The sequence below is a fragment of the Mesorhizobium sp. M1396 genome, from assembly GCF_040317725.1.
Taxonomy (GTDB): Bacteria; Pseudomonadota; Alphaproteobacteria; order Rhizobiales; family Rhizobiaceae; genus Mesorhizobium.
Map to the genome: position 1 here is coordinate 44435 of NZ_JAMYLA010000046.1, position 15595 is coordinate 60029.

At 57.8% G+C, this 15595-nt stretch carries 17 protein-coding genes and 1 pseudogene; 8 read left to right on the plus strand and 10 right to left on the minus strand.

What is annotated here, in order from left to right; genetic code table 11:
• Positions 1-37: 37 nt before the first annotated feature.
• The 3 genes and pseudogenes from NKH02_RS25550 to NKH02_RS34575 all read left to right on the plus strand — a co-directional run.
• Positions 38-235 (plus strand): ferredoxin, encoded by a 198-nt coding sequence (locus NKH02_RS25550; RefSeq protein ID WP_352882455.1) that lies wholly within the window; start codon positions 38-40, stop codon positions 233-235.
• A 331-nt stretch (positions 236-566) separates the two neighbouring features.
• Complete coding sequence (locus tag NKH02_RS25555; RefSeq protein ID WP_352882474.1) at positions 567-1175, plus strand: nitrogen fixation protein NifQ; 609 nt, start codon at positions 567-569, stop codon at positions 1173-1175.
• Positions 1176-1439: 264 nt separating this feature from the next.
• Positions 1440-1628 (plus strand): annotated as a pseudogene (locus NKH02_RS34575) (ABC transporter permease); the annotation flags it as partial.
• A gap of 385 nt (positions 1629-2013) precedes the next feature.
• Here NKH02_RS34575 and NKH02_RS25565 read toward each other — a convergent pair.
• The gene (locus NKH02_RS25565; RefSeq protein ID WP_352882458.1) at positions 2014-2394 is read right to left on the minus strand and encodes a hypothetical protein; all 381 of its coding nucleotides are present in this window, start codon (positions 2392-2394) and stop codon (positions 2014-2016) included.
• Positions 2395-3121: 727 nt separating this feature from the next.
• Positions 3122-3616 (minus strand): hypothetical protein, encoded by a 495-nt coding sequence (locus tag NKH02_RS25570; protein ID WP_031213832.1) that lies wholly within the window; start codon positions 3614-3616, stop codon positions 3122-3124.
• A 161-nt stretch (positions 3617-3777) separates the two neighbouring features.
• Here NKH02_RS25570 and NKH02_RS25575 point away from each other — a divergent pair, with 161 nt between their 5' ends.
• Entirely contained in the window at positions 3778-3864 is an 87-nt protein-coding gene (locus NKH02_RS25575; protein ID WP_245266724.1) for an NUDIX domain-containing protein, read from the plus strand.
• 589 nt (positions 3865-4453) lie between these two features.
• On the opposite strand, the gene NKH02_RS25580 is transcribed toward NKH02_RS25575, so the two are convergent.
• Positions 4454-5389: an ImmA/IrrE family metallo-endopeptidase gene (locus NKH02_RS25580; RefSeq protein WP_352581802.1), complete on the minus strand. Its 936-nt coding sequence runs from the start codon at positions 5387-5389 to the stop codon at positions 4454-4456.
• Positions 5390-5628: 239 nt separating this feature from the next.
• Here NKH02_RS25580 and NKH02_RS25585 point away from each other — a divergent pair, with 239 nt between their 5' ends.
• The 3 genes from NKH02_RS25585 (at position 5629) to NKH02_RS25595 (ending at position 8187) form a co-directional block, all read left to right on the plus strand.
• Complete coding sequence (locus tag NKH02_RS25585; protein WP_155930622.1) at positions 5629-5772, plus strand: hypothetical protein; 144 nt, start codon at positions 5629-5631, stop codon at positions 5770-5772.
• Between the two features lie 1588 nt (positions 5773-7360).
• Positions 7361-7747, plus strand: coding sequence for a hypothetical protein (locus NKH02_RS25590; protein WP_352882461.1), 387 nt, complete (start codon positions 7361-7363; stop codon positions 7745-7747).
• A 68-nt stretch (positions 7748-7815) separates the two neighbouring features.
• Complete coding sequence (locus tag NKH02_RS25595) at positions 7816-8187, plus strand: excalibur calcium-binding domain-containing protein (RefSeq protein ID WP_352882476.1); 372 nt, start codon at positions 7816-7818, stop codon at positions 8185-8187.
• A 571-nt stretch (positions 8188-8758) separates the two neighbouring features.
• Here the strand turns inward: NKH02_RS25595 and NKH02_RS25600 are convergent.
• The 3 genes from NKH02_RS25600 to NKH02_RS25610 all read right to left on the minus strand — a co-directional run bounded on the left by NKH02_RS25600 (position 8759) and on the right by NKH02_RS25610 (position 10966).
• The gene (locus tag NKH02_RS25600) at positions 8759-8893 is read right to left on the minus strand and encodes a hypothetical protein (RefSeq protein ID WP_023760395.1); all 135 of its coding nucleotides are present in this window, start codon (positions 8891-8893) and stop codon (positions 8759-8761) included.
• Positions 8890-9327, minus strand: a complete 438-nt coding sequence (locus tag NKH02_RS25605) for a toxin-antitoxin system HicB family antitoxin (RefSeq protein ID WP_198032244.1) — start codon at positions 9325-9327, stop codon at positions 8890-8892. The genes NKH02_RS25600 and NKH02_RS25605 overlap by 4 nt, the downstream gene beginning before the upstream one ends.
• A gap of 475 nt (positions 9328-9802) precedes the next feature.
• A complete protein-coding gene (locus NKH02_RS25610) occupies positions 9803-10966 on the minus strand; it encodes an IS256 family transposase (protein WP_502913861.1) in 1164 nt (387 codons plus the stop codon).
• Positions 10967-11409: 443 nt separating this feature from the next.
• Between NKH02_RS25610 and NKH02_RS25615 the strand changes: the two genes are divergently transcribed.
• Positions 11410-12693, plus strand: a complete 1284-nt coding sequence (locus NKH02_RS25615; RefSeq protein WP_156938579.1) for a hypothetical protein — start codon at positions 11410-11412, stop codon at positions 12691-12693.
• Positions 12694-12822: 129 nt separating this feature from the next.
• Here NKH02_RS25615 and NKH02_RS25620 read toward each other — a convergent pair whose 3' ends face one another.
• The 4 genes from NKH02_RS25620 to NKH02_RS25635 all read right to left on the minus strand — a co-directional run.
• Complete coding sequence (locus NKH02_RS25620) at positions 12823-13614, minus strand: hypothetical protein (protein ID WP_050589558.1); 792 nt, start codon at positions 13612-13614, stop codon at positions 12823-12825.
• Between the two features lie 561 nt (positions 13615-14175).
• Complete coding sequence (locus tag NKH02_RS25625; RefSeq protein WP_084025495.1) at positions 14176-14634, minus strand: Ros/MucR family transcriptional regulator; 459 nt, start codon at positions 14632-14634, stop codon at positions 14176-14178.
• Between the two features lie 184 nt (positions 14635-14818).
• On the minus strand, positions 14819-15049 hold the full coding sequence (locus tag NKH02_RS25630) for a topoisomerase DNA-binding C4 zinc finger domain-containing protein (RefSeq protein WP_352882464.1): 231 nt from the start codon (positions 15047-15049) through the stop codon (positions 14819-14821).
• Positions 15050-15078: 29 nt separating this feature from the next.
• Positions 15079-15595: hypothetical protein (locus NKH02_RS25635; RefSeq protein ID WP_352882466.1), on the minus strand; the 517-nt coding region annotated here is incomplete at its 5' end.

Here is a 15595-nt window from a genome sequence, read left to right on the forward strand (position 1 = left end):
CGCCCCGAGCCGGGGCACCGACAATGGAGGCAGCGCCATGCGCATCATCGTCCAAAATGCCAAATGCCAGGGTCACGCGCGATGCGCGGCGCAAGCGCCGGACATCTTCAAGCTTGATAATGACGGTTACATCCTGCCTGGTGACATTGAAGTTGCGGAAGGGGAGGAACTGCCTGCATCACGAGGCGTGCGATCCTGTCCTGAACGTGCGCTGGAACTCACTCCGACGCTCTGAATCAGACGTCATTCAACCGTGAGTCTGGCGGCATGGCGCCGGCCATGTGGCCGCACTCAGCACGCGACGTTTGTCCTGCACGGTCCACGTCCAACTCTGCGGGGGCATTTCCGTCGCCAGTGTTCCCGGTGAGGCGCAAACGGCAGGGCAGGGGTTCGCGAACACCTCTTCCAATCACACAATTTGCGTCAGAGCCGATGGACCAGACGAGAATTGCCGAACTATTCGACGCGAGGCGACCCGGAGTGCCACACCGATGAACTGCCCGACCCATGTTGCGGCAGGCCGGGTCTCTGCATGAATTGATAGGGACAAACCAGGAGAACGCACCATATTTGCTCAACATTATGCCCGGCTCAGCACCGGCCAATCGCCGCAGATCGAGCTGGACCAGCATGTGCTTGCCTGTGTGCTTTCACGTGCGCTCGAGGAGATCGAGGCCGGCGAGGCGACTGTGACGGAGGCAACCGGACTTTCGCGCGCCGAGCTGCGCGATGTCCTGTCCCGCTGTTTTCCTGCTATTCCTATCAACGCGTTTGCCTTGAAAGAGGTGAGCGAGCCCGAGCCGGATCTGGAGGAAGAACTGCTGCATGGACTGCTGTTGGCGCATGCCCGTCCGGGGGACAAGGCGAGCGCCCGCTTCGCCAGGATCATCGCCCGGCGTGCCATGCGCAATGACCACCTCTGGCAGGAGCTTGGCCTTTTTAATCGGACCGAGCTCGGCCGCCTGCTCGCCTCGCATTTTCCGACGCTGGCGGCCGGCAATACCCAAAACATGAAATGGAAGAAATACTTCTACCGCAAGCTCTGCGAGGCCGAAGGTTTTTCGCTGTGCAGCGCGCCCAGTTGCCGGGAATGCAATGATGTCGAAAGCTGCTTCGGCCCGGAGGAAGGCGAAAGCCGCCTCACACGGATCAAGAACGGCATCGCCTCGGATTGAGAACCGCTTTCGTCTGTCGTACAGCCGCAGCGCTCGCGCCGCGCCATATGTCTCTTACGAACGTAGACTGACGCCTTCGGGGATTGAATGCTGTGCCTGCTGTCCGATTACTCGCCATGCTCACTTCGGCGGGCGCCGTCATGATGGCGGTGCGGGATGCGACCCGCACCATCGCCGCCGAGCAACTGGTGTTCTCCGGGCCGTTGCTGCTCGCCTGCCTGGCGGTTGCGGCGCCTGGGCGGCCGCGGTTCACCGCCGTCATTGTTCGCGCTGGTGCACAGTTTCGCCTCGATCACCCATTGGGGCGGCCAGATTGTCTCCGGCGTCGCCATCAATTTCGTTGCTGCCGGCTCCGCCATCATTCTCGGCCAGGTTCCGGCGGCGCGCGCGCTGGGGTTCCTGGAAGCTTTTCGAACTTTCTGCCTTGCGCCTCCAGCTGAATTTCGCGCGCTCATGAAGGAAGTTGACGGCCCTGGACATACAGTGATGCAAGCATGATCGAACCGCTTATTCGGGGGTTCGAGTCGGGAGAGGGCTACCGCCAATACAGCGCTGTTGTTGAAATAGTCTGCTAACGGACCATTCGCGGTGAGTTAATGCGATTAGATCTCGTTTTGCTTCAACCGAGTTGATGCGCTGATATCAAGGGGTTCAGATAGCCGCATCGGCAGAATTGCCTCTGTCCGCGCACCGTTCAGCTCGTTGCTATCTCATTCGGATGTGTAACGAGCGCCTACTCATCAAGGTTGGCCATGGAGCCTATCGCGTAACGGATCAGGAGGCGACATGACCAAGGTTCGGGGTGACGCGCAAGCAGCCAACGTGACGGCGACAGGCCCTAGCGATCGGAGCGAGCCGTGGGGATGAGATCCAGAGGCATCAGAAATTCGAACTCGTCCAGACAGCTATCGAAATCGCCATTGAAGGTTCGAACTGCTCTATCTTTGCCCACCAAGACGATCTGATATGCGTTCTCTGCCGGGTCAAGCGCCCACCAATAGCCTTCGCGAACTGTCGATGGATCGACGGCGCCCTCCGTTGGCCAGAGGCTGGCATCAAGCCATTGCAGTAGCTCGAATTCTATCAAGTCGAATGGATCGGCATCCCCAACACGATTGGCCATTTGGCCAAAGGAATAAGAACCTACGTCGATGATCTCGGGCCGATCATCCTCCTGCCGAATGCTAATCGCCCACCAATAGCCACTCTGTATCCGCATGACTCCATCTCCAAACGTGTTCGTTCGGCCGCCGACTGCGTGAGCAGGTCAGCGGGCCAGTTGATGTGTTCAAGGAGTTTTGTTGGGCAGCCGTGCTGCTCGTTGTCTACGACGTAAGGGCTCCCCCATCGTCGGTTATCACGCGGCTTAGCCAAGATGCCCAGGGCCGCTTCTCTCAAGGCACGGCATGGAATTTATCCGGCGCGGTCAGGCAGTCAAGAGCGCTACAAACCTAGGCTATGAAGCCAGGGTTAGCTGTCGCTTCGTTCCACAGCTTTCATCCACCGGCACACCTGACCAGTCCTGCCCACCCCACCCGAATCCATGATCACTGGAATGTAGCCAAAGTTAGACTCGCACTTCTGGACGTCGCTCAATATCTGTTGGCAGATCTCGACCGGTACGGGGGTAAAATCGAATGTTGGTCGCTCTAAGACGATGTACCCAGGTGCATTCTCATCTAACCAGTTTTGGAAGCTGAAGCCCTTTTTGTCGAACGAGTAGAACGACCATTCACTCATATGACCTTTGGGCTTTGTGCCAAGCACCGAAATAATGACCCGGCATGCTAGAGGCAAGCCGTGAAGCCAATCGATAATCTGCTGATCGGACACTTTTGCCGAGGCCGACGCCTCGTTCCCTGTTCGACCTGGTCGGGCAGCCGTACAAAACCTGGCGCCGCCGTGGGTCTGCGGGAGTTGCCAGTGCCGAAGCCGAAATGGTCTCCTCATGCTTTGGCAAACGATCCGTTTAGTGGACTTGCCGATGGTCGTTCACCATACACAGCCTCGATGCCCGTCTTCCGGATAGCCAGACCGACGGCTTTCTCTATCTCCCAAACCACCAGCCGCAATCGCTCCATGGTTCGCGCAGTCCTACGCGGCCCGTCCTTGTCAAGCTTGTAGTCGTATCGGATCTGCGTGTATTCGTTCGCGACCGTGCGCGAGCGGATGAAGTCTTCTACCTCGCTCGGCATCTCCAACCCGAGGTGTCTTCCTTCGTCCAGCATGTCCAAGAAATGATGCTGATAGCCCCGGATGTCAGCCGGTGTTTTTCCTTGGAGAAGGAGGAAGCTTCGCAGGTAGTGCTCTAACGCTTGAAAGTAGAGGAATCTGCGAGGATGATCGGAAATGCTCGGCCGAATTTGGGGGGAGACCAAGGCAAGAGCATCAGCGTTCGCCCGATACGTTTGGGCGAAAAGAAAGACGCCGAACGGCGTCATTCCCGATCCATATACCTTCGGCTTTTTGGCTGCACCGTCTCCCATGGTCAGCGAAGATGCCGCCTTCGGTCGCGGAGGGCAAGTCTCTCTCGAGTAAGCACAATCTAAAGGCGCGCTCGCGGGGCAGAGCTACTGGGCGACGCCCGGTGGAGGCTTGCAGCATGGGGGAGACGTTCGAACAGGCCGCAATCCGCGAACTGCGCGAGGAAACCGGAATCCTTGTGGATCGCGTCGCGCCCCAGGTGTGAGAGCGAGAATTTGTGCTTCATTTGCCCGACGGCGAACATGTCATCGCCGAGGAGCGATTCTTCCTGATACGGGCCGATAGTTCCACAGCCGAGCGGGAGTTCATTTGCGAGAGCAGCTAAGGCAGCTTTGAGTCTCTTGGTGCTCGGTGCCGTGGCGCCGCCAACAGGATTGGCGTAATCCGCATTGCGACGTGGGAACGATATGCCTGCTATTATCAGAGCCGCCACTATTGCCGACTTGCCGCGCATGGTCGATCTCTTGTTGGAGGATGCTAGGCAAAGACACGCTCTCAACCCGACACTCTGGGCGATTGCAGATGATGCACATGAGAGGGTGGAGGAGGCGGTGAGATTCGCTTTGGAGGCGGACAAGCAGCCATTCCGGCAGAAATGGCTCGTTGCCGAGGGGGATGACGCGCTCGCCGGTCTCCTTCTTTGACGGCATCGAAAGGTCAGGGGAGCTAGAAGGCGCTATTTTGAAGTTTGTAGTAGGGTCGACATTTCCCGACCGGCTTTGCACTGCCTAAGCGTAACTGCGAATCGGAACCTTGTTGAACCACGCGCCGCTGGCGGTCGACGGGTGGCATCGTTAGGGTTTGGCGAGACTCACTTTCTTTCCAATATGATCGCGCCATAAGCCGAGCCGCTTTATTCGATATTCAACAAGTTCCGGTGAGGTCCCGAAGAAGGATGCGATCTCGGGGGCACTTTTGCCATCCGAGACCATACGCTTGATCGCGTCTCGTGGAAGCAAAGTTGCCGATGCCAAGAAATAAGCGTCGTGCTCTTCAGCGCTATCATATGTTCGACCGAAGCAGCCAGCAATCTTAGCTATCTTGGTTAGCTTGTGCCCGGCAAGAATATGCCAATACTCCTCAAGTAGCGTCACTCTTTGTCTCTCAACGGTATGGTAGTCGTTTAAAAAGACAACCCAGCTATCCTGATCGGAATTCAAGGGAACGCTCATAGCGGACCACTCGCCGCGCGACGGTCCAACAAGCGTGTTTTTTGCCTTTCCGGAAATACAGGTGGATTCCCGCAATCGTTCTACCGTAACAGAATCAACAACCAAATAAAATGGATCCAGCGGATCGCTTTTCTTCAACCCTAACTCTTTTCGGAAATCTTCGGCCGTCTGCTCTAGCTCCTCCTTAGACATGGCGATAACTTCAGCATCTATCGGCGCGCTGCTCGGTTCTGATATATCACCCTTAGTGTAGTGCTGACGAAGACACACGGCTGCGTGCAGTAGGGTTTGCACAGTCCCGGAGGACGCGTTTTTGCCAGCGCGGAAGTGGACGAATGCCACCCGATCAAAGCCAAGCTCGTGTTCATCGGCATCAGGGCCGAGCCACTCGAGCAGCCTAATTTTGGAATTGTTGTCGGGCGATCCGTCGCCCCGCTCGATGCGGGCCAGCGTGGAGAAGCTGATCCCCACAATCCCCGATAATGCCCTTATACTAAGACCTTCGCGTTCCCGCTTCTCGCGGACCGCCCCGACGAGCTTTTCTTCGAATTCGTTCATGTTCACCATTGTGCGATCAGCACACCTTGACACACTCCGCTCCAGAATGCATCCTGTGCTGGTGACACAGACTCGCACATCGGCAAGCAAAATGGAAGTGTTGTTGACCAACGATGCGCGGGCTGAGTTGCAGCGGATTGGCGACGGTTTGGACGCGCGCCAGCCCGTGGGGGTAAGGGACCGGGGAATCGTAATTCTCGGCCCACAGCCCACATCACCGACTGTCCAGGAGAAAAGTAATGAGCAACAGCAAGGAGCGGGAGGACCCGCAGCCCGATCACGGCAAGGGTCCACCAGACGGCAAAGGTCGTCCGATCGATCACGGGCGCCCCGTGCCGGATCACGGATCGTCGGCCTCGCCGGCAACTACGCCGGGCAGCTAGAGAATGTGCAACGGGCATACCCCGGAGCAACTCTCCTCCCCGATGACCATGGAGTATGGCTTCTCGCTCGCAGCCAAGTCATAGATGGTTTAGCGCGAGAAGCCATATTCCTTATTGCCTTACCAGAAACACCAGCGGTCGAGCCGCGTGGATGGGCGTTCTGGGAGCAAGATGGGCAGGTCGAATGGATCGGCCCGCGACATACCAATTTCCCTGACGGCTCGGTCTGCGCTTATCACCCCATGCTCGACAAAGCTTGGTCGCCAGGTGGTGATTTGTGCACGTTGCTCGACCTTTATAGCGTATGGGCGCTTCGTCACCTTCATTTGGTGGTGTTTGATCGGTGGCCGGGACGCCAGTATGCGATGCCTGATGAACTGGGCCAATCTGATCCCTATTATCGGCTAACTCAGTTTAAGGAGGCCGAGCTTTGCAGCTGCGGATCAAATCGGCGCTATGGCGAATGCTGCCGGCCGCATGACCTGAAACTGCCCTTTCTGTCAATTCTGCACGCCTTCAAAAGGCGTAATCTCGGTCTCGGCATCCTTGGTCGAGCGCCCCCCGCCGAAATTCCAGCGTTGATCGCCCAAGGAGGACAAAAACCTCCACCTTCCATGTTAGAGGTTCACTCTGCTCTGCGGGCGCATGTCGCGGACGTCAGCCGGAATCCGTAGCTCTACATCCCGTAAGAGATGCACGATCGGGTCAGAGGGGGAAGCATGCCGCTCCTGACGAATCCCCAATGCCAGGTGCCGACGACTTCCGAGCCCTCGAACCAAGTCGAAAAGTTCAGCTTCGGAAAATGCAGCACGCGGGCCGCCCATCATATTTTCTCAATATCGTGGTCGCCTGGACCCTTTGCCCATGGGGTCCAGCCCTTGCATAGCCGTTGCGCCAATTCGCTGTTTCGCATCTTCATTCCTACGGAATGATGGATAAAATAACGGGGTATATCCGTCGGAATAGGGAAGTCTACGAACTGCCAGCAGGTGGAATTTGGCAGAATTTACCAGATTTGTTCATCACTCTTGCACCAAATTCAACTTTAGGAGATGCTAACTCGGCCTTGGGAGGGCTGGGGGATGAGAATAAAAGCATTTGTGGCACTCGGTGCCACGGCAGCGCTGGGCGGCTGCCAAACAAGCAATCAAGCTGACTACATGCAAATAGGCTACGGGCCTAGTTTCGACGTCGCCCACGCTCAATGCGAAATGCATAAGGGGTCGGTTGACCAAGGCTATATTGCTATCGGGTCCCCGGGCTTTGTTGCGGGGGCCGGAATCGGCAATGCCCTCGGCAACTTGGCTGCCGAAGACCAGTATATGAAGAACTGCCTCATCCTAAGCGGGTGGAAGCGTGCCCCGCATGGCCAGAGTGCCACGGCAGCTCCAGCCGTTGCTGGTGGCGCGCCACCGACACCCTATGGGATCCAGCGCGCACCTGGCAGCTGGATCAATACGGCGCTGCTGGACTGGTCAGACGCGAATAACAAGTGCGTCGCCGGCGACAAGGCCGCGTGTGGGACTCGAGCGAAGCTTGGTGCGCAACTGAGAGCCGCCGGCATAAACCCGGCGCCGGTCTAGGGGCCATGCAGTGGAACCTGGCGATCTGCCTTGGCATCGTTCTAGCATTGAGCGGCTGCGCAGCGGATTATCTCAATCACTACGACAGCGTGACGCTCTCTGCCGGCGACGCCAATCGCGCCAATAGCCTCGCCCAGACAGTCGACCCGTTCAACCCGAACAGTCAGAACACGCATATCGAGGGCGACGGCCAGCGAACAGCTGGAGTCATCCAGGCCTTTCGCGGAATCCCGCTGACACCGCCAGGCCAAGGTGCGAACCAAGGTGGCGGCGGGGACTCTGGCAATCATCCATGCGATCTGCGCAATGGGGTTGACAGCCTAGGCCGGGCTTGCGGTGAACGTGCCGCCGAAGCGAAACCGGGCGGCCGCACCGGACATGAGGCGAACTAGCAATGCTGCGTAGAATGCGATCGCCTCGCCGGAGGCCACTTGGCGTGGTGCAAAGGCGCCTGATCTTGGTGACGGTGGCCGCGGCTGGCGCTCTGGCTGCGCAAACGGCCATGCAACACAGCGACCGCATACCTGAGTTCCATCTGCCGAACTGGACCAGCGCGGGCTTGGCGACGATTGCCGGCGTGGCATCCGTCATCGACGGCGACACGATCGAAATCCACGGACAGCGCATCCGCTTCAATGCCCAACCGGCGGTGAGCCAACCGCTCGGCACCATCAGCCGTCAACAGGTAGCGCAAAGCTACTCATGCCAGCCGCGGCGGAAATGCTCGCAAATCAGCTCGTGCGACGAGGCTCAATGGTATCTCAGTAATTGTCCGTGGGGCGGCAAGCTCGACCGGGATGGCGACGGGCAGGCGTGCGAAACCTTATGCTAGGAATGGCGACGATGACAGCGAGACTAATTGGACTGGCTGTGGCTTTGTGCCTGCCCTTTCCGATGGTTGCGCTTGCGGCGGGAGAACCGACTGTGGTCTCCTGCAAGTTTGAGCACCTGCCTCCGATGCTGCTAACGTTCCGTGGCGGGATGGGAGCTAACGACAATACTCTGCAAGTCGGACAAACCCCGCCCGTTTCGTTAAGCGTCGGATCAAGTTTGATAGTTGCCGAAATAGGGGCACAGGAGCTGACGTTTTCCCTTCGAATGCCCACCTCTGTTTCAATAGCCGCGCCTGGGAATGACGTCATCACATACTACGGAGACTGCATTAGCTCCCTACAACCGCGAGGATAACCGGTGCGGCTACTTCTAAGGGCTGATGGAGCCGAGCGGCGCAACTGGCTGGATTTATTCTCGGCTCCGTTCGACCCTTCCGTTGAGGTGCTTAGTCAGGACGGGCAAGAGCATCTTGTTTTGAATGTGGCGCGGTTGGAGTCAAGCTCACGATCGAAGTGTTGTGAAAAAGCGGTGTGGCTCATTGGGAGCGACCCTCGGATGTGTGATGAAGCTTATGAGATAAGCCGATAAGCGCAATACGCGCCTATCGCGACTGCCGCGATGGCAATGATTATGGCGACCGCACCTTCGGCCGTCAGCCTGACCTTGAGGCTGGCACGCGAGGCAGAAATCTCAATCTTGCTCACGGCTTGTCTCCATCGCCGGCGCAGCCTTCGAGGCAGCGCACCATCCAGGCATTGAGGGACTGTTTGTTTGCCTCAGCTTTTGCCGCTAACCGCGTCCTCAAACTCTCCGGCATTCGCAAAGTGAATTTCACCTCACCCGAGCCGGCTTCAGGCATTTCACCGAACAGTTTCTCTATGAGCTCGGGGTCCCAGCTCATATTCTTTTCGAGCCACTGACGGGCCTCGTCCGGAGTCAGCGGTGTGATCGTGTCGTGATCATCTTCGTTCTGACCATCCATGAAATTGTAGCGGAAGAATGCACCATGGCGGGTCTGGTAAAGGTAATCGCCATAGCTCCACCACTCCTCATTGGAGGTCCAACCGCCGATCTGGGTTGCCGTTTCGGTGTTGTAGGTTTTGCCATCGATAATCCGCTTACATTTTATCGGACGCATGAAGCGCTCCATCAGTTGCCGTCAACTGATAAGGTAGGTGACTTGCCGTCACCTGTCAACACTTGCCGTCACCTGATTTAGCATGACTCAATGTGACAATGTCCTTTATCAGTGATTGTGCGCGTAAAGTTCAACGCCGCTCTATCGTCTTAATGGTCCGCGCCATCTCTCGTTCTCACAGCATTGCTGCGCTTCTAAGCCATGCTGCAAAGGCGGGCTGGGGCGGAGCCACCGACACCAAAACCGGAAACCATACCTTCGGGCGACCGTCGACCGGATGAGGCGACGCTCGATGAAGTCAAGCGCTACTCATACAGAACTCTCGATTGCGACTAAGTTGCTTGCCAGGCAACGAGAAACCCCTGATAGAATGGTCAGGGGGATCAAAGTCATGCTTGAACGAGGGGATCGTGTCCCGCTGCGTGGTGTAGCTGACGGCTTGGTCGCCGCGCTCTCCGGCATGGGGCCGGGCTGATCAGCGTGCCACGGCTGGCAGGCTGATCAGAGGATCATCGCTCATTTGGCTGATGGTTTCCAGCGTCATGTATCTGGCGCGCTGCACGGCCCATTCGTCGTTCTGTTCGAGCAGGATAGCGCCAACCAGGCGGACGATGGCGCCATCATTTGGGAAGATGCCGACGACCTCGGTGCGCCGCTTGATCTCGCCGTTGAGGCGCTCGATCGGGTTGGTCGAGTGCAGCTTGGCGCGGTGCTCCTTGGGGAAGGTCATGTAGGCAAGCACGTCGGGCTCGGCGTCGTCCATGATTGTCGCCAGCTTCGGCACCTTCGGCCGGATCTGGTCGGCGACGGCGCGCCATTGCGTGCTTGCGGCCCCGGGCGTTTCCTGGGCGAAGGCGGTGGCGATGAAAGCGGAGACGACGCGGCGCCCGCTCTTGCCGGCATGGGCCAGCACGTTCCTCATGAAGTGGACGCGGCACCTCTGCCATGTCGCGCACAGCACCTTGGTGACGGCCGCCTTGATGCCTTCATGGGCATCGGAGACGACGAGCTTGACGCCGCGCAGGCCACGGCGGGTCAGCTTGCGCAGGAACTCCGTCCAGATCGGCTCGGCCTCAGACGTGCCGACCTCCATGCCCAGCACCTCGCGTCGGCCGTCCGCATTGACGCCGACAGCGATGATGACGGCGACCGAGACGATGCGGCCGCCGCGGCGCACCTTCAGGTAGGTGGCATCGATCCACAGATATGGCCAGTCGCCCTCGATGGGTCTTTCAAGGAACGCTTTGACCTTGCCGTCGATCTCTTCGCAGAGCCGCGAGACCTGGCTTTTGGAGATGCCGCTCATGCCCATGGCCTTGACCAGGTCATCGACCGAGCGGGTCGAGATACCCTGGACGTAGGCCTCCTGGATGACGGCGGTCAGCGCCTTCTCGGCCATGCGGCGCGGTTCAAGGAAACCGGGGAAGTAGGAGCCCTTCCTGAGCTTGGGGATGCGCAGCTCGACGGTGCCGGCCCGCGTCTCCCAGTCGCGCTCGCGATAGCCGTTGCGCTGGGCCGTGCGCAACGGGTTCTTCTCGCCATAGGCGGCGCCGGTGGCGGCCCCAACCTCCAACTCCATCAGCCGCTCGGCGGCAAAGCTCTTCTCCACGAGCGGCAGTGAGGTAGCGGATTGCGGCAAGCTCAGAGCGCGCAGATCGCTTGAGCCGGCCGCGCGTTTTGCGCGGCGCGGCCGTTGCCGGGCTAGATGCGACGCTCATATCCGGCGGAAAATGCGCCTTGGCATTGGCCGGGATGAGGGTCTCTTCGAGAGTAACGGTAGTCATTTCAACTCCTCCGTAGAAATAACAAGTGTTGCTCGGAAGGCGCCAACCTCAAGAGGTTAGAAATGCCTCCGGGGGGCTTGCCGACCATAACGCTGTAGGTGATCGAACGGCCTCGGCCAAGGGACGGCGGCAGTCTTTGTGCTGTGCAACTACAGGCCGCATTGCGTTACGGATACACCTAAATGGGTCACTTTCTGTGAATGTACCCATCACCCACCACATGTGGCAACCGATTCGCTTGACGACACATTATATGGTACAGATGTCGCGAGAATCAGTTTTCGCGAGGTGCATCGAATTGAGTGCCGCGACACAACTCAACAAACCTATCGAGCCGGCAGGCCGCTGGGGTCGGCTTTCTGACGAGGAACTCCTCCGGATCAGGTTCACCACCGACGACCCGGAAGGCCTGGAGGGGCTGATCCAAAGTGTTCCCCCCGTCGATAGCCGGCCTTTCGTGGAGTTCGGATACGATTTTCGAGGCTCAAAGCGGTCAATGATCCGGTGTGCACATTGCAAGTACCCCAATCATCTCGCGGGATTTGTCATCCGCGTTGACGATGGCAGCCGCTTCCTATGTGGCCATAGGTGCGGGGCCAAGATCTATGGTGTAGACTTTGAGGCGTTGCACCGGGATTATTCCCAGGCGAGAGATCGTGCATCCCTTCTCCATAGAGTAGCGAAACTCAAACAGGCCTTGCCTGGGTTCGTTCGCTATCTGGCAGACCTGAAGCGGGATTCCGCCTTCCAGCAGTATAGCGATACCCGGCAAGCCCTGCGGAGCGGCATGCAGAGGCTATGGGGCGGCCTACGGGCAGCGACCGAGCGCAGCGGAGGTATCCTCCACATAGAAGAGCGGGTGCGCGACTTCGAAGCCGAAGCGCGGGATGAAGCCCGTTATGAAAGGGAGATGGAAGACTGGCAGCAAGCCACATTAACAGAGCGGAAGCGCTGGCGCCGGGAAGGTGCGGCGCCGCGGAAACCGCAGACACCAATCTATAAGACAGTACCCCGCCCGATTGGGTCAGTCGGCGCCGGTACTTTCTTCTCGTCTACCAACGCTCCGCGTCGCGACCTGGAGGACATCGCCGCTCAGTTCGAGAGCCTTGCCGTTGACCCGGTCAGTGCAATGTCGGCATTCGAGAAGCTGCATTATTTCGGCTACAATGCCAGGAAGGACGCCCGTGGCAGCTTCATGCGGTTGGCATTTGGGTTTGGCGACACCAGCAACAAAGGCATGGCCACGCTTCTCAAGCAAGTTTCCGTGCTGCTCGAGAGGATTGAGGAACAGATCGACCGCCTCGCCGAATTGCCTGCCTTCTTCCAACCTGCGAAGCTTGAATTGATTGCCAATTGGGGGACGGCACACCATCTTGGCGGACATTTCCGGGCCGAGCGGAGAACCTTGATTTTTGAGCACGATGCGGGGTCTATCCATCAAGTAGGGCTACCGGCAGGTTATAGCGTCCCCAGCAAGGCTGGCATCGAACTCTTGCGGGCTACGATGAGCGACAAACAGGGATTAGCTGACGGCATGGGAAGTCTCATCCCCGACTCTCCGGGACACGGTGATCTAACATAATGGATATTATGCGAGTTAAGTATTTGATCGATTTATAGCTTTTCGATCGGCGGTGTACTCTGTCACGATGCCATGAGCGGCGCCGAGCTTGCTGAACAGTCTGCGGGACTATCGGGCAGCGCCTGGTCGTCAGCCAAAAACGCCCACATTCGCGGCCGCCGAAGTGGCTGAATCACGGTTGGCATGCAACGTTCTGAGCCTGCTTGCGAGAGCATTTGTGAGAGCCGCTAGCCCTTCACCATTGTTGAGATAAGGAAGAAACCGATGGTGACGTAGGTCGAAAGGGATATCGTCGGCAGACTGGGTGATCGGAATGACCTGCTTACCCAGCGTGTGAGCAATCCCAGCTTCATAAAAGACGTTGGGATTTTTGCCGGTGAAATCGCAAACGACAACGAACGATCGGTAGATGAGACCGAAGATGTCCTGGATGACGGCCGACTCCTTCCAGATATTGTCGGCCCGTTCACAGCTCATGCCGCTTTGGCTGCAGGCTTGCTGAATCGCACTATATACGCCATTCAAGCCGGCGGAGAACGGCATCATCACCGAAACCAGATAGGGGTCTGGTAATTCGGCCGGCAAAGTGAAGGCAGATGGCTGAAAATAGATGCGAGGCCCGGTGTTGGCGGCGCTCGAGATCGTTTGGCCTCCGCCCCCAAATTTGCCGCCGATATAATTGTCAACTTCGGAAAAGTTGGCTTCCTCACGTTCAACAATGCGCATCAACACCTCCAAGGCACAGCCAGCGTAGTCGTCGTCCCCGAAGCTGAGGCTGCGCAGGAGCCGGGAGTGCGAGCTGATCAAGTCGTAGCAGCCCGTGAGAGTGCCAAGCTCCAGCCAGTTTTCATGCTTGAAGTGTTCAACCGCCACATCTTTTAGGACGAGGACTTTCCGTCGTGTTTGTGCGTCTACGTACATGGACTCGATTCTGATGTGAGAAGCCGGGATGGAGCACTACGCCGTGGATATACCAGAAAGGCAGGGCAATCTGCTCTAGATATCAAATTTAGCTCAATAGGCGCCAGCTACATGGCTTGCGGACGCAAGCGGCGCCGGATTCCAATCTGCTTGAAGGTGGCGGATACCCGATATCAGTCTAAGCTATTGACTTAAATGCATATTCCATAGCAAAACTTCTGCCGTTTTAGGGTAGGAAAGCGAATCCGAATCGACTGGGGTTGTTGGAAGCTTTCGAACTTTCTGCCTTGAGCCTCCAGCCGAATTGCGCGCGCTGATGAAGGAAATTGGCGGGTCTCGATCCGCAGTGTTGCGACTTTGATCGAAGCCCTTATCTCGGCGTTCCAGTCGGTCAGACCGCTACGTCGCGCGACCCACTATCGAGGAAGCACTCTTCTGCTATCGGGGACGCTCTGCATAGCTCGCAACGTCGCCGAAGATCGCTCGAAATTGGGTGCCATGGCCCACGTTCTCGATAGGCTAATGCCCATCGCGGCGCGCCCGAGGTTTGACCCGCCGCCTTTACGAAGCCCTTGGCTTTCGTTTTGCAGGCGCCTTTCGGGTCGGGGTAGGTTGCGGTTTGCGTCCAAGCCCCGCCGCCTTTGCTAGCGTAGATCTTTGGGCCGCGTAGTTCGGCGCAACCATCGGGTAGTCTGGCTTCAATCCCCACTTTTCGCGGTATTCGTTTGGAGTGAGTCCGTAGTGTACCGCGAGATGGCGTTTCAGCGATTTGAATTTCTTCCCGTCTTCAAGGCAGATGATGTGATCTGGCGTCACCGACCTTTTCGGATTGACGGCGGGTTCATGCTGAGACGGCTCGGGCACATTCGGCTGACCAAGGCCTGTAAGCGACGAATGTATCGACGCGATGAGGTCCGGCAACCCAGCGACGGGCAGGGGGTTTTGGCTGACATAGGCAGAGACAATGTCTGCAGTCAGCCCGACCAGATCAGCCGTTACGGCTTCGTTTTGATCACTCAAGTATTCGCTCCTGGTATGGGGTCAAATCCGCATCGCCCACTTTTCGTATATCGCAATTTTGAGCGATGCCGAGATAAATCTACCAGCCCCTCCTTTCCCCGTCCGGCCACATCTCAGCTCAATGCTCGTTAGGAGCGCGAAGTCGTAAAGGGTCCCTGTTCGCCGTCACAATGAGTGCAGGCGGTTACCGTCTACGGACTACGCTTTTCGGTTCAGTGTGTTTGCAATCCGGGAATTGATTGCACCCACGAAACTTCGATCCGTCTTCGTTGCGCCGCTCCACCAATTGGCCGACGAGGCAGGCTGGACATTGGCTCAATTCCGCTCCCTCAACCGTCTCGAAGCGAACTTCGTCGCCGGCGATCTCGCAAAGCTCCTTAATATAGCGGGATGGCTGACGGCGATTGGTAAGCATGTAGACGCCTCGGCTGGCACGCGTGAGCGCTACGTAGAACAGGCGTCTTCTTTGAGTAAGGGAGGAAAGGCAGCGGGATGATAGGCAAGCCCAGCAATCAACTCGTTACGGGCATTTTCGTTTGATCGATCGGCTGCCTCTTCCAGTTTCGCGACAAGCAGAGCTGACTTATCGGTCTGCCTCTCAAGCAGGCGGATAATTGCAAAAGCAGCAGCGCGCTGGTCTTGGGGATCATCCGACGACATCAAATCAGCGAGCCGCTCGGTCGCAAGCGTGTCGTCTCCGTCAGAAGAGTCAAAGGCGCCGAGCACATAAGTCGCTTGGCGTCTAATGGAGGGCCATTTGCTTTTGGAGAAGGAAATGGCTGCATTCAGCGCTTCAGATGGTGCTGTCGCCCTCCACGCTTGGAGGACTGTGCCCAGGAAGTCGCTGTCCCGGTCTGTTTCCGTGATGATATTTGCTGTGAATCGGCGTGCAAAATTGACCCCATAAGCCGGGGAATCGGCGTCCAATTTTGACCCCCCTGATGCTTTGATTTGCGACCAT

Coding starts and splice junctions, on each gene's coding strand:
- NKH02_RS25550 (WP_352882455.1), top strand. CDS start 38: ATGCGCATCATCGTCCAAAATGCCAAATGCCAGGGTCACGCGCGATGC.
- NKH02_RS25565 (WP_352882458.1), bottom strand. CDS start 2,394: ATGCGGATACAGAGTGGCTATTGGTGGGCGATTAGCATTCGGCAGGAG.
- NKH02_RS25570 (WP_031213832.1), bottom strand. CDS start 3,616: ATGACGCCGTTCGGCGTCTTTCTTTTCGCCCAAACGTATCGGGCGAAC.
- NKH02_RS25575 (WP_245266724.1), top strand. CDS start 3,778: ATGGGGGAGACGTTCGAACAGGCCGCAATCCGCGAACTGCGCGAGGAA.
- NKH02_RS25580 (WP_352581802.1), bottom strand. CDS start 5,389: ATGAACGAATTCGAAGAAAAGCTCGTCGGGGCGGTCCGCGAGAAGCGG.
- NKH02_RS25585 (WP_155930622.1), top strand. CDS start 5,629: ATGAGCAACAGCAAGGAGCGGGAGGACCCGCAGCCCGATCACGGCAAG.
- NKH02_RS25590 (WP_352882461.1), top strand. CDS start 7,361: ATGCAGTGGAACCTGGCGATCTGCCTTGGCATCGTTCTAGCATTGAGC.
- NKH02_RS25605 (WP_198032244.1), bottom strand. CDS start 9,327: ATGCGTCCGATAAAATGTAAGCGGATTATCGATGGCAAAACCTACAAC.
- NKH02_RS25620 (WP_050589558.1), bottom strand. CDS start 13,614: ATGTACGTAGACGCACAAACACGACGGAAAGTCCTCGTCCTAAAAGAT.
- NKH02_RS25630 (WP_352882464.1), bottom strand. CDS start 15,049: ATGCTTACCAATCGCCGTCAGCCATCCCGCTATATTAAGGAGCTTTGC.